Source organism: Tautonia sociabilis (assembly GCF_003977685.1).
Taxonomy (GTDB): Bacteria; Planctomycetota; Planctomycetia; order Isosphaerales; family Isosphaeraceae; genus Tautonia; species Tautonia sociabilis.
In genome coordinates this window covers 39,963-61,870 of sequence record NZ_RYZH01000003.1, presented here as the reverse complement: position 1 = coordinate 61,870, position 21,908 = coordinate 39,963, and the positions used below count along the sequence as shown (strand labels likewise).

Here is a 21,908-nt window from a genome sequence, read left to right as displayed (position 1 = left end):
GTCCCCGATGCGTCACGCCGGCCTGTGCCGACGTCTCCCGGGCGGCCGGAGCCTCCCGGGGCCGGGACGACCGACGTCCCCGGCGACAGAACCCTAGGCCACACCCAGGTCCTGTGTCAAATTCAAGCAGGGATCGATCCCGAGCCTTCAAACAGGGATCGATCCCGAGCCGTCCTCATCCAGCGCGATGTCCAGCGCCGGGGCCGAGTGCGTCAGCGCCCCGACGCTGATCCGGTCGACCCCCGCCCTCGCCACCTCCCCCACCGAGGCCAGGGAGATTCCCCCCGACGCCTCCAGCAGCACCCCCGGCGCCCGATCGTCCCGCCTCCGGACGGCCTCGGCCAGATCCTCCGGCCGGAAGTTGTCGAGCAGGATAATGTCCGGCCGGCACTCCAGCGCCCGATCGAGCTGGTCCAGCCGGTCGACCTCCACCTCGACCACCGTCCCCGGCGGGGCCAGCGACCGGCTCGAGGCGATCGCCCGCCCAATCGGGTCGTCCCCCGAGGCAAGCCAGGCCAGGTGGTTGTCCTTGATCAGCACGGCGTCAAACAGGCCGACCCGGTGGTTCCGCCCCCCTCCGCAGCGCACCGCGTACTTCTCCAGCATCCGCCAGCCCGGGGTCGTCTTGCGCGTGTCGAGAATCTCAGCCGAGGTCCCCTCGACGGCCTTCACGAACCGATGGGTCAGCGAGGCGATCCCAGAAAGCCGCTGGAGGAAGTTCAGCGCGGTTCGCTCCATCGCCAGAATCGCCCGCATCGACCCGGCCACCCGGGCGATTGAGTCGCCAGGACGGATCGGGTCGCCGTCGGAACGATCGTCCTCGAACCCCTCGGAGAGCCCGAAGCGGTCGGCCAGCATCCGGACGACCGGCAGCCCCGCGAGCACCCCCTCCTGGCGGGCGACAAACCGGGAGGAGCCGGTCGCGTCCTCGGGAATCGTCGCCTTGCCGGTCAGGTCGCCGAGATCGCCGAGATCCTCGGCCAGCGCCAGCTCGATCAGGGACTCGGCATTGGCCCGCTCGGGAGCTCCGAACAAGGGCCTGCTCGTCTGCTCGATCATGTCCGGCCGCTCCCTCGGGAGATCGATCGATCGGGACCCGTCCCGGCCGAGGGGACACGGTATCGGCCCGGGCCCCGGCCGGCAAGCGCCAGGCCCGGGCCAGGACGATCGATCAATCGATCGACGATCCGTCGCCGCCCAGGGTCCGCCCGGCTTCCTCCTCGCGTTTCCTGGTCATCGCGTCGAGCCGGTCGAAGATCTCGTCCATCGGCGGCACGTGATCCCATCGGGCCTCCTCGGTGCCGTCCAGATCGACGAGGATCAAGGCGAACTCCTCGGGGCCAACCCCGAATTCCGACCGGAGCTTCGCGAGGTCCTCCCTGTCGAGCAGCCGGTCCCCCGCCCGGCTGAAGCCGTCCCGGACAGCGGTGATCACGACAACGTCGCGGTCGTCCAGGGCCTCGTTCCAGCGACGAGTCTCGTTGGCCGCGTGTTGGTAGTTCGGGTCGGAGAGCGTGGTGGCGAAGACGAGGATCACCCGCTTCTCCCAGCGGTAGTTGAGCATAGAGAACTCGGCCATCGGGCCTTCCGACACGTCGATCGGCTCGACGTCGGGGATCGCCCAGCCGATCAGAACCGCGAGGAGAAACGGACTGGCGAGGATCAACAGGAGGCGAGACACGGCGGGGTCTCCAGGCGGGAGGGTCGATCAGGGAGGAACTAAGCCACGATCCCCCAAAGAGAGACTAGGCCAACATGCAACCATTGTGACCCGCTTGACTCGGAAGCCGTGGCGATCAACCCGGCTTCGCCCGGCCCCTCCCTCGCTTGCCCGCTCCCCGGCGCTTTGCGCCGACCGCCTGCGTCGAGGCCATCGGACGGCCCGGGCCTCCTTCCGCCTCCGATCGGAGCTGGAGGATCCGGTCGCGCAACGCCGCCGCCCGTTCGAACTCCAGCGCCTCGGCGGCCTTGAGCATCTCCCCTTCCAGTTCGTTGAGGTACTCCTCGGTGATCGCCTCCCGCTCGTCCTTGCCGACGGCCTTGCGCGCGATGGCCTTGGCCTGGATCTCCTCCTCGATGCCGCGCCGGATCGCCTTGCGGATCGTCTCAGGGGTGATCCCGTGCTCTTGATTATAGGCGAGCTGCTTCTCCCGGCGGCGGTTCGTCTCGTCGATCGCCTTCTGCATCGACCGGGTGACGGTGTCGGCGTACAGGACGACCTCGGCGTTCACGTTCCGGGCGGCGCGGCCGATCGTCTGGATGAGGGAGGTTTCGCTCCGGAGAAAGCCCTCCTTGTCGGCGTCGAGGATGCAGACCATCGATACCTCCGGCAGGTCGAGCCCCTCGCGCAGCAGGTTGACGCCGACCAGGGCGTCGAAGGCCCCCTCGCGCAGCTCCCGGAGAATCTCGACGCGTTCAAAGGCGTCCAGTTCCGAATGCAGCCACTTGGTCCGCATCCCCTGCTCCTTCAGGTATCGGGAGAGGTCCTCCGAGAGCCGCTTGGTCAGGGTGGTGATGAGCACCCGCTCTCCCCGCTCGGCCCGTCTCCTCACCTCTTCCAGCAGGGCGGGGACCTGCCCCCGGGCGGGCTCGACCCGGATCACCGGGTCGACCAGCCCGGTCGGCCGGATGACCTGCTCGACGACCTCGCCGCCGGACATGTTCACCTCGTAGTCCGCCGGAGTGGCCGAGACATAAATGCGGGGACCAAGCTTCTTCTCCCACTCGTCGAAGCGCAACGGGCGGTTGTCCAGGGCGCTGGGCAGTCGGAAGCCGTGCTCGACCAGCGTGCTCTTACGGCTGAAATCCCCGGCGAACATCCCTCGAACCTGGGGGATGGTGACGTGGGACTCGTCGATGAACATCAGCGCGTCTTTGGGGAAGAAGTCGAGCAGCGTGTTCGGCGTCTCCCCCGCCTTGCGGCCGGAGAGGTGCCGGCTGTAGTTCTCGATCCCCTGGCAGTAGCCGACCTCCAGCAGCATCTCGATGTCGTATCGCGTCCGGGCCGAGAGGCGCTGGGCTTCCAGCAGCTTGCCCTGCTCCTTAAGCTGCGTGAGTCTCTGGTCCAGCTCCTCCTTGATCGCGTCGACCGCCCCCTTGATTCGCTCCTCCGGCAGCACGAAGTGGCGGGCCGGGTAGATGTAGAGATCCTGACGCTTCTCGATCACCTTGCCCGAGACCGGGTCGATCTCGGCCAGCGACTCCACCTCGTCCCCGAACAGCTCGATGCGGACGGCGGTTTCCTCGTATGCCGGCCAGACCTCGACCACATCGCCTCGGACCCGGAACTTCCCGCGCTCGAAGGCCACATCGTTGCGGTCGTACTGGATGTCGACCAGCTTCATCAGCACCTCGTCCCGGTCGACCTCGTCGCCGAGCCTCAGGTGGACCATCATCTTCCGATAGTCGTCCGGCGATCCCAGGCCGTAGATCGAAGACACCGAGGAGACGACGATCGTGTCCCGGCGGCTGACCAGCGCGCTGGTCGCCGCCAGGCGAAGGCGCTCGATCTCCTCGTTGATCGACGAGTCCTTCTCGATGTAGATGTCCCGCTGGGGGATGTACGCCTCGGGCTGGTAGTAGTCGTAGTAGCTGACGAAGTAGCGGACAGCGTTGTGGGGGAAGAAGTCGCGGAACTCGGCGTAGAGCTGCGCCGCGAGCGTCTTGTTGTGCGAGAGGATCAACGCCGGCCTCCCCAGCCGGGCGATGACGTTGGCCATCGTGAAGGTCTTGCCCGAGCCGGTGACACCCAGGAGCGTCTGGTGCGCCTTCCCCTCGAGGACTCCCCGGACCAGGGCCTCGATGGCCGCCGGCTGGTCGCCGGCCGGGGGGAACGGGCATTCGAGCTGAAACTCCGACATGGCGGCCTCGGCTGGGGGGGAGGGTCGTGGGGAGAGGGTCGGGTGAGGTCAGGGGGTTGGGTCCGGAGCCGGCTCCTTCCCGGCCGGATCCCCGGCCCGGGAGAACGGCCGGATCCCCTCGATCGTCGCCGGGCCGATCCCCTTCACCCGGTCGGCCAGGTCCTCGAGCGAGTCAAACGGCCGCTCCGAGCGGGCCTCGACGATCCGATCGACCCGAGTCGGGCCGAGTCCCGGCAGGGCGAGCAGCACCGCCGCCGGCGCCGAGTTCACGTCGGCCTCCACCGAGGCCGGCGGCGGGGAGGAGGGGGGTTCCTCCGAGGCGACTCCCACCAGCAGCGCGACCGCCCCGATCGCCGCCGTCGCGGCGAGCAGGAGGCGCTGGTCTCGTCCCCATCCCCAGAGGGGCGGCGTTCCCGCGGCCATCGCGTCTCGGGCCTCCCGACCGTCCCCGGGGGCGGACGGCCCCCTGGGAGGATGATCGACAGAGATACAGTCTACCGGGGGCTCGGCCGGCGGCTCAAGCCGATCCGGACGCGCGGATCGGGCGGGGGGACTCAAGATCAAATGCCGGTCGGGCCGATCCTTCCGTTGGAAACGCTCGGCCGGCCCGATTCGGGTTGACCGGGGACCGCGGCCTCCACCGGCGCCGCGGATTTTTCTCACAGCCGGAGCGGCCTCGGTTCGATAATCGGTACGAGCCGAGGTCGAGAGACGGCCGCCCGGCCCTCCCGTCGGGGGAACCTGGCGGGTCGGCGGCGGGGACGGTCCCGGCGCCGGAGTCGGAGGGGTGGAGGGCCCCCCGAACGGATGGCGACTGATCCCAAGGAGGGGAAGACACGATGACCCGTACCGCGCGGCACCGGGGCCCGCACACCCCGCGATGGGTTCGCGGACTGCTGTCGGGTGCCCTGTTCCTGGCGCTGTCCGCCGGCGTCGGCGGCTGCGGCATCCCGTATGTCTACCGCAACATCGCGCCGCTGCACCCGACCGGGTGGTCCTTCGCCTGGCCGATCCTGCCCTCGCAGTCGCAGCGGCTCGAGGAGGATATCGCCAAGGAGGAGATGGATCGCGTCCCGATCCTGGACCCCGTCCCCGGCGATTTCGCCCCGCCCCCGTGCCTTGACCCGCCCAGCGAGGCGGAGATCTGGGCCAAGATCCCCAAGTTCCGGGCCGGCATGGACCCGTTCTACACAGTCCAGCGCAACAACGCCCGGTTCGTGATCGAAAAGATCGGCGAGTCGGTCGACCCCTGCAAGGTCTACCCCTTGGCCGGCCCCTGCCAGCTGATCCACTGCCACTACAAGTGCACCGTCTACTTTGACGAGATGTACTGGTCCGACTATCCCATCCCCTTCCACAACCGAGACTCCCGCGTCGAGGTCGTCTACATCGACAAGGACTACCTCCGACGTTGCGGCGGGCCTCCCCAGGCCACGGTCCCCGGCGGCGGCTGATCCGCCGGCCGCAGGCCTGATTCGGAGCGGGGGCCTTCCCTGCCCCCCGCTCGCTTCCTTCCTTCCTGAACTCCCCGGGTGTCGGGCCGACTTGGTGGCGGCCCGGCAACCGGGGTTGTTTGGATTCCGGCCTCCTCGAACCGCCTTCAGCCCAACCGCCTCAGTCCTGGTCGCCGAAGAATGGGAACAGCGTCGCCAGCTCCTCCCGGCTCGGCTGCGAGCCGTACTCGCACACCTCGAACGCCTCGGCCGTCTTCACCTCCTGTGCCGCCTCGTCGCCGACCCACTCGGCCAGCGTCTCCCGGAAGCGGTTGGCGACGGCCCCGTAGCGGCGAAGGGCCCGCTCCCTCGTCCATTCCAGGCGAGCTTCGGGAGAGTCGGGCACCTCGTTGAGGTAGCCGAAGAGCCAGGGGTTCCACTCGTAGAACTGCGAGGCCAGGGCGTCAATGCAGGCCACCTTCTGGTCGAAGACCTCATCGATCGGCACCACCACGTCCGGCTCGAAGGGGTTGGGCTTCTGGAACGAGTCCTCGCTGTACATGAACACGGGGTTCTTCCTCAGCGCGGGGACGTCGGGGCAAAAGTTGGGCACGATGACCATGAAGGCCGCGTCCTGCACGAGGATCCCGGTGTAGCGGTGGTCCGGGTGGTAGTCGTTCGGGCGGTGGGAGATCACCAGGTCGGCTTCCCACTCCCGGATCAGCCGGGTGATCGTCCGGCGGTTCTCCAGCGTGGGCAGGATCTCACCGTCGTGGATATCGAGCACCTCGGTTTCGATGCCGAGAATCTCGGCACAGCGCTTCACCTCGGCGGCTCGGCGTCGGGCGAGCGTGCCGCCGGCCATCTCATGGTGGCCGATGTCGCCGTTGGTCGTGGCGACGAACTTGACCTTGTGGCCCAGCTTCGCCCACCGGGCGGCCGTGCCGCCGGCCTCCAGCTCGCAGTCATCCGGATGGGCGCCGAAGACGATGATCCGCAGCGGCCGGTCGGGAGCCTCGGCTTGGTCCTGCCCGAGGGCCGGCAGGGCGACGGCCCACGCAAGGCCGAGCGACAGGGTTGCGGCGAGTCGAGGGAATCGAGCAATCATCGGTGTGTCCTCCTGGGTTGAGCGCGATCGGTCGCGACGACCGGTTCTATCGCGAAGGACCGGCCCGGTCGAGCACCCGGCGACAGGGGCCTCCCGCGCCGGTACACTGGGCCTGGGCCGGTCCGCCGGCAGCCCCGCCCCTCCGCTCGGCGGCGGCCCGGGGCGGCCCGGCCACGGTCGAGGCCGCCCCGGCTCGGTTCGGTTCGGTTCGGTTCAGTTCGACAAGGCCGGGGGGACTCGCCCGGAGGAGGCACCGTGACGATCCGGTTCTCGCCATCCCCTCCGACGCGGCGGCTCGTCGTCGCGATCGCCCTCCTCGCTTCCCTCTCCCGAGGGGAGGCGAGCGGTTTCCCCCAGGACGACGGGCCCGGTCCCGAGGTCGCCGAGCGCCCCGACGGCCGCCGGCTGACCGGCCGCCTCGTCTCCCGAGACGACGGCCAGATCGCCTTCGAGCCTGATTCGGGAGACGCCCCCCTCCCCATCGACCGCCTCTTCCGGGTCGAACGTCGGCCGGAAGCCCCGCCACCCGGCCCTGCTCCCAATCCCCAGCCCTTCATCCTTGAGCTCGGGGCCAACCAGCGCCTCTCCGGGCAGCTCCTGACGATCGACGAAACAACCATCCGCCTGTCCCTCGGCGACCGGGGAGACGAGGTTGCGGTCAACCGCCTCGGGGCCTCCGCGCTCCGTCAGCGCCCTGGAGAGGCCCGAGTCCTCGCTGAAGGCTTCGAGCAGAACGCCGACCCCGACCACTGGACGCTCCGGCCCGGCGCCGAGGTCCGTCTTCTCCCCGACGGCGGCGGGCACGTCCTCTCCCTCGACCCCGAAGGAGCCGAGGCCCGGCTCCGACTGCCCGCCCGGATCGACTCGGGCCGGGTCGAACTGGATTTCCCGTGGGCGGCCTCCCCCGTACCGGGGCGCCGATGGGTGGTCGACCTGATCTTCGACGGCCCGAACGGAGAGGAGATCACCCGGGTCGTCCTTGGCTGGGCCGATCCCTTCCCGTCGGTCGAATCTCGGGGGGGGCCGGAGATTCTCGTGCAGCCGCTCACACTGGAGGCAGGCACCCACCGGCTCTCGGCCCGGTTCGGGCCGGAACGGACGCTCCTAGCCATCGACGGTGACGAGCTCGGTCGGGGCAAGGGGCCGAATGGCCCGCTCGTCGCCCTCCGCCTCCTCTCCGAGGCGAGTCGGGATGCCGGGCCGGCCGCTGGCCTCTCGGCCGAGGTCGACAACGTGCTCGCCGTCCGGTTCTTCTCGCCGGCCACCAGCGTCGAGGTCGACCCCGATCAGGATGAGGTCCGGCTGGTCTCCGGCGACCAGCTCTGGGGAGAGCTCGTCTCCGCCGGCCCCGACTCCGTCACGCTCCTCGCCCTCGACCGGCCGATCTCCCTCCCCTGGTCCCAGATCGCCGGGCTCTCCTTCCGCCGCGCTCCCCAGCCAGGAGAACCCGTCTCGGGCACGATCATCCGGGTCGAGTGGGCATCCGGGGACCCGGATTCCCTCCCCGACCGGATCGAGGGCACTCTCGCCGGGCTCGACGACGCTTCGATCCGGGTCGCCACCCCCTACGGCGGGATCATCCCCATCCCCCGGAACCTCCTCCGACGGCTGGAGGTCCTCGGCCGGGGCCGCGTCCTCGTCATCGACCCGCACCCCCGGCACCTGGGCGACCAGCCCATGCCCGAACTCGACCCGGTCATGCCCGATGGCGACCGTCTCGAGCGCCGCTTCCGCCTCGACGACCTTCCCAGGCGCCCCGCCGAGCTCGTCATCGATGCCGTTCAGGTCGAGGGCGACTTCGACTCCGGCCGGTTCGTCGAGGAGCTGCGGAACGGTTTCCTCCGCACCCGGGTCGCCCTGAACGGCGAGCGCTTCGACGATCTCAACCGCCACGTCCGAGACGCCAACCGCTCCCCGACCCGGCTCCGGCTTCCCCTGCCCGACGGCTTGCTCCGACCGGGAGACAACACCCTCGAGTTCGACCAGCTCGGCCTTGAGCAAGAGCCCGAGTACCGGGACGACCTGGGCCTGCTCCGGATCGCCCTGGAATGGCCCGACGATCCAGCAGCGTGGCCCTGAGGCCCCTGCCTGCCGGATCGAAGGCAACCGCAGGAATGTGAGCGTTCGCTCCCGGCCCGTCGGCATGGCCGAACCGCCAGGCGGCGATTGCGAGCGTCAGCAGGCCGCCCGAGGTCAGAATCGCCCGGGTCGCCTGATCCTCCCGGTTTCGAGGGGAGCCGAACGCCGGGCAATCGGCCCGGTTCGGCCCCCTCCAACCGATCGGATCCGATCCGATCGGTCAGTTGTCTCCCCGGAACGAGTCGAGATAGCTCTGGACGTGCTGCTCGATGTGGCGGGGGACCTTCTGGTTGGAGAGCGCCTCGGCCTGGGCGGCGACGTTGGCCTCGATGGTGGCCTGGGCCTCGATGATGCTCTCGCCGACAGTCTGGGCGTTGGGGGGGCCGAACCCCTCCTGGACCGCTTTCCCTCGGCCGAGCTGCTGCCGGACCTTGGTGTTGAAGGTGCTCGTGTCGTCGGCGGCGATCGGCCGATCGCCCTGGCCTCGGCCCTGTCCCAAGCCGCCGCCGCCGTCTCCCATGCCCATGCCCTGGCCGAAGGCGTTCATGCCGCTGAGGCGGTCGCCAATCTGGTTCAGGCCATCGCCCCCGGTCATCCCATCCTTGGCCGCCTGGATGTCGGCCATGGCCGAGTCGAGCAGTTCCAGCTCGGCCAGGTCGTCGGCCATCTGCTGAAGCTGGTCCTGGCTCATCCCCAGGGCCTGGGCGGCCTGCTGCATGTCTCCCTGGGCCATCTGCCGCTGAGCCTGGCCGAGCTGCTGGGCGAGCTGCTGGAGCTTCTTCAGGTCCTCGGCCTGGTCGTTGAGCCTGGCCATCTGCTGCTCGAACTGCTCCTGGCTAATCGCGCCTCGGTCGAGGGCCTCCTGGAGCTGCTTCTTCCGCTCCTCGAGGTTGGCGAGCTGCTCAAGCTGCTCCTTCATCTCGGCAAGCTGCTGCTTCAGTTCCTCTTTCTCCTGGTCGGACATCGTGCCGGAGAGCAACGTGTCGCGCAGCTCCTTCACCTTCTCGGCCGCCTGCTGGAAGTCCCCCTTGGCCAGCTCCCGGGCGAACTCGTCGGCCGGGCCGTCGGAGGTCATCTGGTCGAGCTGGCGGAGCTTCTCGCTGACCTGCCGCGAGTCACCCACCTGCTTCTGCCGTTCCTGGAGGGCGTTGGTCAGCTTGTTCAGCGTGATCAGCGCCTGTTCCTTCTCGGCGGGAGGAGCCTTGGCCAGCTCCTCGGCGGCCTTCTCGATCTCGACGAGCAGCTTATCGCTCTCGGCATACTTGCTGTCGTCGATCTTTTCCCGGGCCTCGGCGATCCGCTTGTTCAGCGCATCGGCCTGTCGGGCGATCTCCTCCAGTTGCTCGGGCTCCAGCGCCGCGTTCGACTTGGCGGTCGCCCGGGTCAGCTCCGGCACGAACAGCAGGCCGACGGCGATCAGCCCCGGCACAATCGGCACCCAGGCGGCCCGGGGCAGCCTCGGGCCGAACTTCGAGGAGATGTCGAGCGACCCGAGCTGCTTCTTCGTGTCCTCGATCAGCGCCCGGCCGGCCGGCGACTCGCGAAGAGAATCCGGCAAAGTCAGCGCCGTGCCGAGCCGCTCGTTCAGGTGGAAGGCCCGGTCGATCGCCACCGCCGCGTCGAGCCGGCTCGGACCGCTGAGCAAGGCGATCAGCATCGCCAGCAGCAGCCCCGCCCCGACGGCCGCCGCGAAGGGGGCCCAATCCGGGAGCCGGGCCAGGGCCGGGGCCTCGACCACCTTCTCCAACCCGATCGCCACCGCCGCCAGCACCAGCGCTCCCCCCAGGCACCAGACCAGCGCCGACAGGAACCGCTGAAACCGCAACCGACGCCACACCTTGCCGATCGGCTTGTCGAAGTCGCGCAACGGTCCGCCCTCCTCGTCGCCAGGAGCCCCGGGGCCTTCCAACCCACCGCCTGACGAGTGTACGAGATCCGGCGGCCACATTCAAGTTGCCTCCCCGAAGGGATTCGGACTCGCACCGCCGCCGAGCCCGAGGCGCGCCGGCCTTGATCCTCCACGGTGCCATCGAGCATAATGGGACGCTTTACGTCCTCCGATCGGGCGACTCCCCCATTCCGGATTCCTGGCCATGAAGAAGAAGAACAAGCACCGCAAGAGTTACGCGTGGCGGAAGCGGGCCGACAGCTCCCCGGTGGCCAAGGGCCGCCGTCGGAAGCTCCACGGCCAGCGGAACCCGAGCAAGGCCCGGTTCGCGGGTGGCAAGAAGAAGGGCTGAGCCCTTCTCCCAGCCCGAGCCATCGCCCCGTTGGGGATCAACACGCGAGGGGCGGGGCCGACCCGATGCCAACCGGGTCGGCCCCGCCCCTCGCGTTCGTTGCCGCGCGATCGCGGATTGATCGTGGTTGTCGGCCGGGTCAGAACATGCCCAGCTCGTCCCGGGCGTCTTCCGACATCCGGTCGGGGGACCACGGAGGGCTCATGACGAGCTTCACGTTCGCCTTGGAGACGCCCTGAAGCGACTCGATGACCTCGGTCGCCTCCCGGAGGATCTGAGGGCCGGCGGGGCAGGCGGGGGTGGTGAGCGTCATCTCGACGTCGACCTCCCCCTCCCGGTTCCGCACGGCGTAGATCAGGCCGAGGTCGACGATGTTGATGCCGATCTCGGGGTCCTTGACCGCCTTCAAGGCGGTGAGGATCACCTCCTGGTCGGGCCCCGTCGCGTCGGCTTCGGTCGAGGGGATGGGTTCGTCGCTCATGGGGAGGCTCCGGCTGGGCAGGGATCCGGCGTCGTTCCAGAGAAGTCCCGGGGCGGGCTGGAGTCAATTTGCCTTGGAGTCGGACTCGGTGCGGGCAACCATCAGCTTCAGGCGGCGGAGGACGCCGGCCAGGCCGCTGGCGCGCTGCATGCCGAGCAGCTCGGCCATGCCGGTCCGCTGGATCAGGTCGTTGGGCACCGCCAGCACCTCCTCGACCGTCGCCCCGTCCAGCCCCTGGATCAGCAGGCAAACGAACCCCCGGACCGTGGGGGCCTCGGGGGGGACATCGGCGAAGATGCGGACCTTCGGCCCGTCGCGTTCGAGGAACAGGAAGACCGGGGACTGGCACTCCGGCACCCGGTGCGCCTCGTCCTTGAACCGGGAGAGGTGTTCGGGCAGCGGAGGCAGCTCGTTGGCCAGGTCAATGAGCAGCTCGATCCGTTCCTGGCGGTCGGCCTCCCGGAGTTCCTCGACAAGAGCATCGAGCGCGGCGGGCACGGCGGGGCTCCCTGGGGTCGATCGGGTCGGGGAGAGGAACGGTGCGGTGCGGTCCCGGACGGAGGGACCGAACCAAGGGTCAGCTCACTCGTTCCCCTTGGCGATCGGCACGCCGACGAGGTTGCCCCACTCGGTCCACGAGCCGTCGTAGTTGCGCACCTTCGGGTAGCCGAGCAGGTAGGTCAGCACGAACCAGGTCAGGCTCGACCGCTCGCCGATCCGGCAGTAGGCGACGATCTCGTCCTCTCGGTTCAGGCCACACTCGTCCTCGAAGATCGCCTTCAGCTCGTCGGCCGACTTGAACGTGCCGACCTCGTTCACCGCCCGGGACCAGGGGACGCTCTTGGCCCCCGGGATGTGACCGGTCCGGAGCGAGCCCTCCTGGGGGTAGTCCGGCATGTGTTGCAGCTCCCCGGTGTACTCACCGGGGCTTCGGACGTCGATCAGCTTCTTGCCGGCCTTCATGTGGGCGAGCACCTCGTCCCGGAAAATCCGGATCTGAGACGGGTCGCCGCCCTGCACGGTGTAATTGGTCCGGGGGTAGCTCGGGCACTCCTTGGTCAGCGGGCGGTTCTGGTCGATCCAGAGCTTCCGGCCGCCGTTCATGATCCGGCACTGGGGGTGCCCGAACAGCTTGAAGGCCCAGAAGGCGTAGCAGGCCCACCAGTTCGACTTGTCGCCGTAGAAGACGACGACGGTGTCGTTGGCGATGCCGCTCCGGGAGCAGATCTCCGCGAACTTCTCGGCGTCGATGTAGTCCCGGATGATCTGGTCCTGCAGGTCCCCTTGCCAGTCGATCTTCACGGCGCCGGGGACGTGGCCCATGTCGTAGAGCAGAACGTCCTCGTCGCTCTCCACAATGCGGACCTTCGGGTCGTTCGTGTGCTGTTCGACCCAGTCGGCGGAGACGAGGACCTCAGGGTGGGCGTAGTCGGCCATGGGGAGGGTTCCTCTGATTCGTGCCAGTCGCGATGCGGTGCGGAGGGGGAAGGGAGGGCCCCCGGAGTCAACCCGTCAGATCCCTCCCGCCTCGGCCGGAGCCAGCGCCGGGGCTCGGCCGTTTTCCAGCTTCTGGGCGACGGCCAGGGCGAGAGTGTCTCGCACCGGCTCGACGCTGATCCGGTCGTAGACGTCGGCGAAGAACCCCTCGACGATCAGCCGGGTGGCCGTCTCGGCGTCGACCCCGCGCGATCGGGCGTAGAAGACCATCTCCGGGTCGACCGGCCCGGCGGTCGCTCCGTGGGTGCAGCGGACCTCGTTGGCCTCGATCTCCAGCCCCGGGATCGAGTCGGCCCGGGCCTCGGGGTCGAGCACCAGGTTGTCGTTCTTCTGGTAGGCGTCGGTCTGCTGGGCGTCGGGCTCGACCTTGATCATGCCGCGCCAGACCATCCGAGACTTGCCCTTGAGGCCACTCTTATAGAGCAGGTCGCTCGTCGTGTTCGGAGCGATGTGGTCCTGACGGGTCAGGTACGTCAGGTTCTGCCGGCCGCTGGTGAAGATCACGCCGTTGACCTGGGCCCTCGCCCCCCGGCCGACCAGCGCCACCTCCTGATTCACCTTCGCCAGCCTCGAGCCGAGGCCGCCGACGGTCCACTGCAACACCGCGTCCTCGCCGACAACGGCCCGCTCTCGGCTGAAGTGCCAGGTGGCGTCGTCCCAGTTCTGGATGGTGACGAACCGCAGGCGGGAGCCCTTGCGGAGGATCAGCTCGACCCCGCCGACGTGCAGGCCCGGCGCCCGTCCCCGGTCGCCGCTGGCCGTCTCCTGGACGAGCGTGGCCTCGGCCCCCTCCTCCAGCACCACGATCGAGTGATTCAGATCCGTGTTCCCCTCGGCCGAAAGGCCGATCAGGTGGAACAGCGGCGTCTCCACCTTCACCCCCTTCGGCACATAGAGCAGCACGCCCCCCGTCCAGAAGGCGGCGTGCAAGGCGGCGAAGGCGTCGGCCCCGGGCTGATAGGCCCCGGTCATCAGCAGGTCCCGGAGCAACTCACCGTGCTCCTTGACCGCCGAGGCCAGGTCGACGAACACCGCCCCGCCGAGCTTGGCCGGGTCGGGGGCCTTGCTCGGGACGCCATCCACCTGAGCGATCCCGGTGCCATAGAGGGCGTCGAGCCCCCGGTACGCCGGCTCCAGCGCCTCCCGGGCCGCCTCGGACGGCTCGTGGGGGGCCGGCGGGGCGAACTGGTCGAGCCTCAGGGCTCGGATATCGGTTCGCCGCCACTCCTCATCCCGGAGGGTGGGCATCGGGGTCGTCTCGAACCGCTCGAACGCCGATCGGCGGCGGTCGACCAGCCAGGAGGGCTCCTCCCTCCCCCGGAGGAGCCGGTCGAGGGCGGTCTTGTCGAAGGCGCCGGTCACGGTCCCCGGGGTCGCGGCAGTGCTACTCATCGGCGATCGGTTCTCGGATGCGAAGGTGTTCGTGATGCGGGGCTCGGGGAATCGGCCCCCCCCTCGGGATCGGACGAGGATCATGACGTCGCCGACCTCCTGCCGGATCCGAGAGGCCGACCGGTGTGGCTGGGCTCGAATCACCTCCCCGGAGGCGCCGAAGCGCGGCGGGTCGGTGAGGAGCGTCCGGCGGATCGGCTCGATCGCGATCCGAGGCAGGCTCCGATCGCCAGCAGAACATGGGCCAGGGGGGGATAAGGGGCCAGAGGTTCCTAGAGGCTCCGATCGGGGGGGGAGGCGGTCTCCCCCCGATCGAATCCGGAGGATCGGGGAGGCAGGACCCGCCAGGGTCAGCCGACCGATCCTTCCATCTGGAGCTGGATCAGCTTGTTCATCTCGACGGCGTACTCCATCGGCAGCTCCTTGACGAGCGGCTCGATGAAGCCCGAGACGATCAGGGTGCTGGCCTCGGCCTCGGAGAGTCCTCGGCTCATCAGGTAGAAGAGCTGCTCCTCGCCGATCTTCGAGACGCTGGCCTCGTGGCCGAGCTTGACGTCGTCCTCGTCGATCTCGATGTACGGATACGTGTCCGACCGGCTGATCGGGTCGAGGATCAGGGCGTCGCAGACGACGTTCGACTTCGAGCCCTTGGCCCCGTCGAGCACCTTGAGCAGCCCCCGGTAACTGGACCGGCCGCCGTTCTTGCTGATCGACTTGGAGATGATCCGGCTGGAGGTGTAGGGCGCCTCGTGGACGACTTTGCCGCCGGCGTCCTGGTGCTGCCCCTTGCCGGCGAAGGCGATCGAGAGGATCTCGCCCCGGGCCCCCTTGCCCCGCATGTGGACGGCGGGGTACTTCATCGTCAGCCGGCTGCCGAGGTTGCCGTCGACCCACTCCATCAGGGCGTCCTCGTGGGCCACGGCGCGCTTGGTCACGAGGTTGTAGATATTATTGGCCCAGTTCTGGATGGTCGTGTACCGGCATCGGCCCCCCTTCTTGACGATGATCTCCACGACGGCCGAGTGCAGGCTCTCGGTCGAGTACATCGGGGCGGTGCAGCCCTCGACGTAGTGGACCTGGGCCCCCTCCTCGACGATGATCAGCGTCCGCTCGAACTGGCCCATGTTCTCGGCGTTGATCCGGAAGTAGGCCTGCAGCGGGATGTCCACCTTCACCCCGGCGGGGATGTAGACGAACGACCCTCCCGACCAGACCGCCGTGTTCAGCGCCGCGAATTTGTTGTCGTCGAGGGGGATGACCGTGCCGAAGTACTCCCGGACCAGATCCGGGTACTCCCGGACGGCCGTGTCGGTGTCGACGAACAGCACCCCCTGCTTTTGCAGATCCTCGCGGAGGCTGTGGTAGACGACCTCCGACTCGTACTGGGCGCCGACGCCGGCCAGGAACTTCTTCTCGGCCTCGGGGATGCCGAGCTTGTCGAAGGTCCGCTTGATGTCGGCCGGCACGTCGTCCCACGACTTGCCCTGCCGGTCGGCGGCCCTCATGTAGTAATAGATGTCGTCGTAATTCAGTTCCGAGAGATCCCCCCCCCAGGTGGGGGTCGGCTTCTGCCAGAAGACCTCCAGGGCCTTCAGGCGGTTCTGCCGCATCCAGTCGGGCTCCCCCTTCATCTCGGAGATCTGGTTGACGATCTCCGTGTCCAGCCCCTTGCGGCTCTTGAAGTGGTAGTTGGCGTCCGGATCCCGGAAGCCGTACTTGTCCTCGTCCTTGATGCCCTTGACCTGGGCGCTGAGGTCGGTCGACATCGTGCGTGGTCCTCCGCCTTCGGGCGGCTCGGTGGGGCCGGTTCGGGGTCCGTGTCTCGGGGCGGTCGGGTGACGGTGTCAGAAGGCCGAGGCCGCGGCGCCGGAGTGCTGCTCGAGCTCGTCCTCGTCCCTGGCCGCCTCGGGGTACTTGGCGCGGACCCAGTCGTAGCCCTCTCGCTCGAGCTGGTCGACCAGCTCCGGCCCGCCGTTCTCGACGATTCGGCCGCCGAAGAAGATGTGGACGAACTGGGGCTTGATGTAGGTGAGGATCCGCTGATAGTGCGTGATCACCAGGATCCCGGTTCCCTGCCGCTCGGCGACGCGGTTGACCCCCTCGGAGACGATCCGCACGGCGTCGATATCCAGGCCGCTGTCGGTCTCGTCGAGGATGGCGAAGGCCGGCTTGAGCATTGCCAGCTGGAGCACCTCGGCCCGCTTCTTCTCGCCGCCGGAGAACCCCTCATTCAGGTAGCGGCGGGCGAAATCGGGGTCCATGCCCAGCTCGTCCATCGCGGCGCGGAGCTCCTTGCGGAACTCTCGCATCGGGATCAGTTCCTCCCCCTCCTTGCGGTCGGGGTTGCGGACGTTGGTCACGGCGTGACGGAGGAAGTTGGCAACGCTGACGCCGGGGATCGACGTCGGGTACTGGAAGGCGAGGAACAGGCCGGCCTTGGCCCGCTCGTCGGCCTCCAGGCCCAGCAGGTCAACGCCGTCGAGGGTGGCCGACCCCTCGGTGATCTCGTAATTCGGGTGGCCCATCAGGGCGTAGCTCAGGGTGCTCTTGCCCGAGCCGTTGGGGCCCATCAGCGCGTGGACCTCACCCTGCCGGATCGTCAGGTCGACCCCCTTGAGGATCTCCTTACCGTCGATGGCCACGTGCAGGTTCTTGATCTCGAGAACTTTGCTCATCGTTCGGGGGCCTCGGTGCCACTCGCCTTGGGGGCCGGCCGGTGGGCCGGAGCGACCCGGCCGGGTCGGGTCGGCGCGGTTCGATACGGGACGGACAACGTGGGGGGTGGGCCTGGTGGGTTCGGGGAGGGCCGGCCCGGGTCAGCTCGCCCGGGCCGGAGACGGCTCGGGGGCCGGTTTGGCCTCGAAGTCGCAGGAGCGATAGCCGTCGAGCCGGCACTGGCTGAGTCGGAGGGACTGGCCGAGCACCTTCTCGAACATCTTCCGCTCCAGGGCACAGATCGCCCGATCGGCCTCGGCCAGCTCGAAGTAGGGGCAGGAATGCAGCTCAAGGACCGGCATCCGGTCCTGCCGACGGGCGACCTCCGTCTCGATCCCTCGGCCGTGCAGCACGGTGCCGAGCTGCTCGAGCCGCTCCTGCCAGCCCCGCCCCCGGACCTCGACCCGGTACAGCGCCGCCAGGCGGTCGGTAATCCGGGCAAAGAGCACGCGGCGGAGCTTGCGATCCTCGACGCTCCGCATCAGCTCCTCCCAGAGGACCACGGCCAGATCGGCGTAGTTCTGGCCGAGCCGGCGGTGGGCCTCGGCGCTGGCCTCGTAGACGTGCCGGGGTCGGCCCCGACCGCCGTGCTCGGCCCGGCGCTCGACGAGCCCGGCCCCAAGGAGGCGGGCCAACCGGTTCCGCACGGCCGTGGCCGTCACCCCCAGTCCGGCGGCCATCTCGGCGACCGTCATCGGCCCGCGGCGCCGGATCAGATCCAGCAGGGGACGATCCGAGCGGTCGGGGTCGAATCCGCGCTGTTCGATCGGTCCCTGCATCGCCAACACCTCCCCGGCCGTCGTCGCGAGGTCCATTGTAGAACCGCCTCCCGGCCATCGTCCACCCGATTTTTCGCCTTTTCCGCAAGAAATAGTGCGAAAAGTCCGCCCAGCGGCCGGAGACGATCCGGCGGGCCCCCTGGCGCGGGCCCGGAAGGACGCCCACCATGTTTATTCAGAAAGACAGCGGCGAGGTTCTCGGTTTTCCGCCGCATCATCCCCGGTCACCGACCGGGGATCGTGAAGAAAATGGACGACTCAGCTATGGATGGAGTGAGGGGTTCGCGTAAGAATGAAGCAGGCGAGGCGACCCGAAGCCTCCGCCAGGGACACCCGGTTCGTCGCCGAAGGTCGTCGACGAGCGGTCGGCCCACTGGCCCGCCGAGCCCCGGGGTGCCCTCCCTCCACCCTTGACAACGCCGGTTGGTATTTTAAGTTGACCACCTTGGGCCGCGGTTTGGCCAGTGGGCCAACCTCGGGCGAGCTCTGGGAGGCCCCCCCCGGGGTTGTATCGTGGCACGAAAGAAGACCTCGCATAGCCGCCTGAAGCTGAAGTCGTTGATCTCGCTCCGGTTGCGAGAAGTGCGCCAGGAGCTCTTCGGGGAGCACGGTGGCCCTGAGCTGGCGAGGCGGCTGAACTTGCCGGCGCGCACCTGGTACAACTACGAGACCGGGGTGACCGTCCCGGCCGAGGTCCTGCTCGCCTTCATCGATCAGACCGGCGTCAACCCGATCTGGCTGCTGAGCGGCAGCGGCCCGCGTTACCGTCGCGGCCTGGAGGACCAGGTCCTGGCCGATCTCACGCCCCAGGAGCTGATCCGCCGGGGCCTGGAGCGGCTCGAGCAGGGGCCCGCCCTCCGCTCCGGCGACTCGGGGGAGGACGGCTCGGCTGAATTCGTCTCGCTCGGGGTCGTCGCCGCCGAGGATCTCGCCTCCGAGTCCTCTCCCATCCGGGCGGTCGACTCGATCCGGATCTATCGCAAGTGGCTGCCCCATCCCAAGGCGACCGTCGCCCTCCGCGTCGAGGACGACGCCATGCACCCGATTCTGCCCGAGGGCTCGGTCGTCGCCATCGACCGGACGATTCGGGAGCCGAACGTCCTGGAGGGCCGGATCGTCGCTGCCCGGGTCGAGGGGAGAGCCGTCATCCGGTGGCTGGAGCTCAGCGGCCGGCACCTGATCCTCCGCCCCAACCGCCCCGGACCCGGCTCCCCGACGGTGGCGCTGGAGCCCTCGGTGATCGGGGAGGAGGCCGCGGTCGGGCCGATCCTGGGCAAGGTCGTCTGGTCCTGGAGCCGGTTCGCCTGAATCGGCGCCAGGAGCCGCCTGATCCTCGAGGCCCCGGCGGTAGCCGCTTGCGTTGGGAGGGCCGGCGCCCGATCCTGATCGCCGGCCCGCGTCCCCGCCGGCCCGGCCTTCGGGCGGCGACGCCCGCCGGCGGCGATCCGAGGCGACCCGGGCCCTTCCCTTCTCCGCTTTCGCCATGGCCCCCGCCCGCTCCTCGGGCCCGAGACGCCCCGAGACGCTGCTTCAGCAGTCGGCCGAGCCGGTCTTCCTGCTCTCCCCGTCCGGCCGCCTCCTCTACGTCAACCCCGCCTGGGAGGAGCTGACCGGTGCCTCCTGGGCCGAGCTGTCGCAGCGCGATTCCGACCCGGCCCCCGGCGGCGGCGTCAGCGAGAGCGGCACGAACGGCGAGCTGCTCGAGAGCTTCCGGCCCCCCCCCGAGGCGATCGCCGGCTCCCCGGCGTCGACCACCACCCTGATCCGGCGGGCCGACGGCCTTCGCCTCTGGCGACGCCTGGAATTCTGGCCCCACCGCGACCGAGCCGGGAGGCCCCTGTTCCTCCTGGGAGTCGCCCGCCCCGTCGACGACGCCCCAACCGCCCCCGAGTCCCCCGCCATGCGCCTCCGGGCCGACCTCTGGAGGCTCCGAGAGCGTCTGATCGACCGGATCGACTCCGACGCCCTCGTCGGCCGAGGTCCGGCCCACCGCCGCCTGCTGGAGCAGATCGAGGCCGCCTCGGCCGTCTCCCAGCCCATCCTGATCGTCGGCCCGCCGGGGTCGGGCAAGCGCCAGGTGGCCTGGGCGATCCACCGCCGGGCCGGGCCTCCCGACGCCCCGCTCGTGGCGATCGACTGCGAGGCGCTGCCCCCGGAATTCCTCGAGCGGGAGCTCTTCGGCCTCCCCGGCCCCGAGGGCCGAGGCCAATCCCCCATCCGGCTCTCCGGTCGAGCGGGGGGATCGCTCGTGCTCGGGGATTTGCTCGCCCTGCCCCGGGACCTCCAGCGCCTGCTTGTCGAGGCCCTCCGCGCCGAGGACCGCCCCGCCCCCCGGCTCCTGGTCACGACCTCGGGCGACCCGGAGGAGGCCCTCCGCGACGACCGCCTGATCCCCGAGCTGTACTTCGCCCTCACCACCCTCACCATCCGCCTGGCTCCGCTCCGAGAGCGTCTCGAGGAACTCCCGCTGCTCGCCCAGGACCTCCTGGAACGAGCCAACCGGCGCCGGATGACCCGACGCCTGGGCTTCCGGCCCGAGGCGATTGAGGTCCTGCTCCGGTACGACTGGCCCGGCAACCTGGACGAGCTGGCCCGCGTCGTCGACCTCGCGATCGACCGCTCCTCGGGGGACCTGATCGGCCCCGACGACCTACCGGCGACCATCCGGGGTCATCTCGGCTCGGCCTACCTCCCCCCCGCCGTTCCCGAGGAGCGATTGCCCCTGGACGAGACGCTCGAGCGGGTCGAGCGCCGGCTCATCGAGGGCGCCCTGAAAACGGCTCGAGGGAACAAGTCGCTGGCCGCCAAGATCCTCCACGTCTCCCGGACCCGGCTCCACCGCCGGATCCAGGAGCTTGGCCTCTCGGGAGACCCCGACGCCGAACCCTCCGACCTCGACGCCTCGGCCGACGCCTCCCCCGACTGATCAACCGACTGATCCCCCCCACTCCCTTGGCCTTCTCGGCCCCCGGGGCGTCTGCTAGCCTACGGCCGAGGGCGGATTGGACCCGCCCCGCGACCGTTGCAAGGAGGCGAGCGTCGCGATGCGGATCTTCATCTCCTGCGGCGAGCCGAGCGGCGACCTGCACGCCGCCAATCTCGTCCGAGCCCTCCGCAGGCGCCTGCCCGGCGCCGAGTTCGTCGGCTTCGGCGGCCCAAAGATGGAGGCCGCAGGAGCGACCCTGCTCTATCCGCTGGTCAATCTGGCCGTGATGTGGCTCGTCCAGGTGATCCTCAACCTGCACGTCTTCGTCCGCTTGCTGCTCCGGGCCGGCCGGTACTTCCGGGAGGAGCGGCCCGACGCCGTGGTCCTCATCGACAACCCCGGCTTCAACTGGGGGGTCGCCAAGCGGGCCAAGGCCGCCGGCATCCCGGTCATCTACTTCGTCCCCCCCCAGCTCTGGGCCTGGATGAGCTGGCGGGTGGCGAAGATGCGCAGGTACGTCGACCACGTCCTGTGTACCCTTCCCTTCGAGGAGCCCTGGTATCGAGCGCGAGGCGTCGAGGGAGCCCGGTACATCGGGCATCCTTACTTCGACGAGGTGGCCGGCCGATCGCTGGACGAGTCGTTCCTCCAGGAGCAGCGGGCCAGGGCCGGCCGGGTGGTCGCGCTGCTGCCCGGCTCCCGGACGCAGGAGGTCGAGCGGAACTTCCCGATGATGCTCCGGGCCGCCGCCCTCGTCGCGAAAGAGCGGCCCGACGCCCGGTTCCTCGTCGCCTGCTTGCACGACCGCCACCGGGATCTCTGCGCCTCGCTACTGGCCGCCGATCCCGAGGCAGCCGGTCTTCCGATCGAGCTGTGCTCCGGCCGCACTCCCGAGATCATCCGGCTGGCCGAGGCCTGCTGGGCGGTCTCCGGCTCCGTCAGCCTGGAGCTAATGGCCGAGGCGTTGCCAACCGTGGTCGTCTACAAGATGGGGGCCGCCCACCTCTGGCTGGCCCGGAAGATCGTCCAGGTCCGCTACATGTGCCTGGTCAACCTGCTCGCCGACGCCGAACTGATGCCCGAATTCGCCACCTCGGGCGACGTCTCCGCCGAGATGGCCCGCTACGCCCTCTCTTGGCTGGCCGATGAGGCCGACCGCCGCCGCGTGTCCGACTCGCTCGCCGCCCTCCGCGACCGAGTCGCCATCCCCGGGGCGATCGACCGAGCCGCCGACCGCATCGCCGAGATCGTCTCCGCCGGCCGCGTCGTCCCCCGGGGCCCTCACGCCCCCATCGGGCCTCGCCCGGCCCGGGACGAGTCGATCGACGCCGCCCGATGATCCGATGATCGCCGACCGCCCCGGTCGCCCCCCGGGATGTTCCCGGATCGGGTCGACCC

At 69.5% G+C, this 21,908-nt stretch carries 19 protein-coding genes; 6 read left to right on the top strand and 13 right to left on the bottom strand.

Going from position 1 to position 21,908, the window contains the following annotated elements:
* Positions 1-147: 147 nt before the first annotated feature.
* From nadC to TsocGM_RS02345, 4 genes are all read right to left on the bottom strand, one after another.
* Complete coding sequence (gene nadC, locus TsocGM_RS02360) at positions 148-1,059, bottom strand: carboxylating nicotinate-nucleotide diphosphorylase (protein WP_126723718.1); 912 nt, start codon at positions 1,057-1,059, stop codon at positions 148-150.
* A 112-nt stretch (positions 1,060-1,171) separates the two neighbouring features.
* Positions 1,172-1,681: a DUF4174 domain-containing protein gene (locus TsocGM_RS02355; RefSeq protein ID WP_126723717.1), complete on the bottom strand. Its 510-nt coding sequence runs from the start codon at positions 1,679-1,681 to the stop codon at positions 1,172-1,174.
* 115 nt (positions 1,682-1,796) lie between these two features.
* The gene (gene uvrB / locus TsocGM_RS02350; RefSeq protein ID WP_126723716.1) at positions 1,797-3,860 is read right to left on the bottom strand and encodes an excinuclease ABC subunit UvrB; all 2,064 of its coding nucleotides are present in this window, start codon (positions 3,858-3,860) and stop codon (positions 1,797-1,799) included.
* Between the two features lie 48 nt (positions 3,861-3,908).
* On the bottom strand, positions 3,909-4,283 hold the full coding sequence (locus TsocGM_RS02345) for a ComEA family DNA-binding protein (protein WP_126723715.1): 375 nt from the start codon (positions 4,281-4,283) through the stop codon (positions 3,909-3,911).
* Between the two features lie 416 nt (positions 4,284-4,699).
* Between TsocGM_RS02345 and TsocGM_RS02340 the strand changes: the two genes are divergently transcribed.
* Positions 4,700-5,314 carry a hypothetical protein gene (locus TsocGM_RS02340; RefSeq protein WP_126723714.1) on the top strand — a complete coding sequence of 205 codons (615 nt, stop codon included), beginning with the start codon at positions 4,700-4,702 and terminating at the stop codon, positions 5,312-5,314.
* Positions 5,315-5,474: 160 nt separating this feature from the next.
* On the opposite strand, the gene TsocGM_RS02335 is transcribed toward TsocGM_RS02340, so the two are convergent.
* A complete protein-coding gene (locus tag TsocGM_RS02335) occupies positions 5,475-6,401 on the bottom strand; it encodes a PIG-L deacetylase family protein (RefSeq protein ID WP_126723713.1) in 927 nt (308 codons plus the stop codon).
* Positions 6,402-6,656: 255 nt separating this feature from the next.
* Between TsocGM_RS02335 and TsocGM_RS02330 the strand changes: the two genes are divergently transcribed.
* Entirely contained in the window at positions 6,657-8,480 is a 1,824-nt protein-coding gene (locus tag TsocGM_RS02330) for a hypothetical protein (protein ID WP_126723712.1), read from the top strand.
* 220 nt (positions 8,481-8,700) lie between these two features.
* On the opposite strand, the gene TsocGM_RS02325 is transcribed toward TsocGM_RS02330, so the two are convergent.
* Positions 8,701-10,347, bottom strand: a complete 1,647-nt coding sequence (locus TsocGM_RS02325) for a coiled-coil domain-containing protein (RefSeq protein WP_126723711.1) — start codon at positions 10,345-10,347, stop codon at positions 8,701-8,703.
* Positions 10,348-10,573: 226 nt separating this feature from the next.
* Between TsocGM_RS02325 and TsocGM_RS26425 the strand changes: the two genes are divergently transcribed.
* Entirely contained in the window at positions 10,574-10,720 is a 147-nt protein-coding gene (locus tag TsocGM_RS26425; protein WP_199756684.1) for a hypothetical protein, read from the top strand.
* A gap of 139 nt (positions 10,721-10,859) precedes the next feature.
* Here TsocGM_RS26425 and TsocGM_RS02320 read toward each other — a convergent pair whose 3' ends face one another.
* From TsocGM_RS02320 to TsocGM_RS02290, 7 genes are all read right to left on the bottom strand, one after another.
* On the bottom strand, positions 10,860-11,201 hold the full coding sequence (locus TsocGM_RS02320; RefSeq protein WP_126723710.1) for a metal-sulfur cluster assembly factor: 342 nt from the start codon (positions 11,199-11,201) through the stop codon (positions 10,860-10,862).
* Positions 11,202-11,264: 63 nt separating this feature from the next.
* A complete protein-coding gene (locus tag TsocGM_RS02315) occupies positions 11,265-11,699 on the bottom strand; it encodes a SufE family protein (protein ID WP_126723709.1) in 435 nt (144 codons plus the stop codon).
* 84 nt (positions 11,700-11,783) lie between these two features.
* Positions 11,784-12,638 (bottom strand): sulfurtransferase, encoded by an 855-nt coding sequence (locus TsocGM_RS02310; RefSeq protein ID WP_126723708.1) that lies wholly within the window; start codon positions 12,636-12,638, stop codon positions 11,784-11,786.
* Positions 12,639-12,713: 75 nt separating this feature from the next.
* Positions 12,714-14,090, bottom strand: coding sequence for a Fe-S cluster assembly protein SufD (sufD, locus tag TsocGM_RS02305; protein WP_126723707.1), 1,377 nt, complete (start codon positions 14,088-14,090; stop codon positions 12,714-12,716).
* A gap of 350 nt (positions 14,091-14,440) precedes the next feature.
* On the bottom strand, positions 14,441-15,856 hold the full coding sequence (gene sufB, locus TsocGM_RS02300) for a Fe-S cluster assembly protein SufB (RefSeq protein ID WP_126723706.1): 1,416 nt from the start codon (positions 15,854-15,856) through the stop codon (positions 14,441-14,443).
* A 78-nt stretch (positions 15,857-15,934) separates the two neighbouring features.
* The gene (sufC, locus tag TsocGM_RS02295) at positions 15,935-16,765 is read right to left on the bottom strand and encodes a Fe-S cluster assembly ATPase SufC (protein WP_126723705.1); all 831 of its coding nucleotides are present in this window, start codon (positions 16,763-16,765) and stop codon (positions 15,935-15,937) included.
* Positions 16,766-16,906: 141 nt separating this feature from the next.
* Positions 16,907-17,620 carry a helix-turn-helix transcriptional regulator gene (locus tag TsocGM_RS02290; RefSeq protein ID WP_233578193.1) on the bottom strand — a complete coding sequence of 238 codons (714 nt, stop codon included), beginning with the start codon at positions 17,618-17,620 and terminating at the stop codon, positions 16,907-16,909.
* Between the two features lie 477 nt (positions 17,621-18,097).
* Between TsocGM_RS02290 and TsocGM_RS02285 the strand changes: the two genes are divergently transcribed.
* The 3 genes from TsocGM_RS02285 (at position 18,098) to lpxB (ending at position 21,849) form a co-directional block, all read left to right on the top strand.
* Positions 18,098-18,892, top strand: coding sequence for a helix-turn-helix domain-containing protein (locus TsocGM_RS02285; RefSeq protein WP_126723704.1), 795 nt, complete (start codon positions 18,098-18,100; stop codon positions 18,890-18,892).
* A gap of 175 nt (positions 18,893-19,067) precedes the next feature.
* A complete protein-coding gene (locus TsocGM_RS02280) occupies positions 19,068-20,510 on the top strand; it encodes a sigma 54-interacting transcriptional regulator (RefSeq protein ID WP_126723703.1) in 1,443 nt (480 codons plus the stop codon).
* Between the two features lie 118 nt (positions 20,511-20,628).
* The gene (gene lpxB, locus TsocGM_RS02275) at positions 20,629-21,849 is read left to right on the top strand and encodes a lipid-A-disaccharide synthase (protein WP_126723702.1); all 1,221 of its coding nucleotides are present in this window, start codon (positions 20,629-20,631) and stop codon (positions 21,847-21,849) included.
* Positions 21,850-21,908: the final 59 nt, after the last annotated feature.

Excerpts from the sequence above, each read along its gene's own strand:
- TsocGM_RS02345 (WP_126723715.1), bottom strand. The coding sequence starts at position 4,283 with ATGGCCGCGGGAACGCCGCCCCTCTGGGGATGGGGACGAGACCAGCGC.
- TsocGM_RS02280 (WP_126723703.1), top strand. The coding sequence starts at position 19,068 with ATGGCCCCCGCCCGCTCCTCGGGCCCGAGACGCCCCGAGACGCTGCTT.
- sufC (WP_126723705.1), bottom strand. The coding sequence starts at position 16,765 with ATGAGCAAAGTTCTCGAGATCAAGAACCTGCACGTGGCCATCGACGGT.
- TsocGM_RS02340 (WP_126723714.1), top strand. The coding sequence starts at position 4,700 with ATGACCCGTACCGCGCGGCACCGGGGCCCGCACACCCCGCGATGGGTT.
- TsocGM_RS02290 (WP_233578193.1), bottom strand. The coding sequence starts at position 17,620 with ATGGACCTCGCGACGACGGCCGGGGAGGTGTTGGCGATGCAGGGACCG.
- sufB (WP_126723706.1), bottom strand. The coding sequence starts at position 15,856 with ATGTCGACCGACCTCAGCGCCCAGGTCAAGGGCATCAAGGACGAGGAC.
- TsocGM_RS26425 (WP_199756684.1), top strand. The coding sequence starts at position 10,574 with ATGAAGAAGAAGAACAAGCACCGCAAGAGTTACGCGTGGCGGAAGCGG.
- sufD (WP_126723707.1), bottom strand. The coding sequence starts at position 14,090 with ATGAGTAGCACTGCCGCGACCCCGGGGACCGTGACCGGCGCCTTCGAC.
- nadC (WP_126723718.1), bottom strand. The coding sequence starts at position 1,059 with ATGATCGAGCAGACGAGCAGGCCCTTGTTCGGAGCTCCCGAGCGGGCC.
- lpxB (WP_126723702.1), top strand. The coding sequence starts at position 20,629 with ATGCGGATCTTCATCTCCTGCGGCGAGCCGAGCGGCGACCTGCACGCC.
- uvrB (WP_126723716.1), bottom strand. The coding sequence starts at position 3,860 with ATGTCGGAGTTTCAGCTCGAATGCCCGTTCCCCCCGGCCGGCGACCAG.
- TsocGM_RS02320 (WP_126723710.1), bottom strand. The coding sequence starts at position 11,201 with ATGAGCGACGAACCCATCCCCTCGACCGAAGCCGACGCGACGGGGCCC.
- TsocGM_RS02310 (WP_126723708.1), bottom strand. The coding sequence starts at position 12,638 with ATGGCCGACTACGCCCACCCTGAGGTCCTCGTCTCCGCCGACTGGGTC.
- TsocGM_RS02335 (WP_126723713.1), bottom strand. The coding sequence starts at position 6,401 with ATGATTGCTCGATTCCCTCGACTCGCCGCAACCCTGTCGCTCGGCCTT.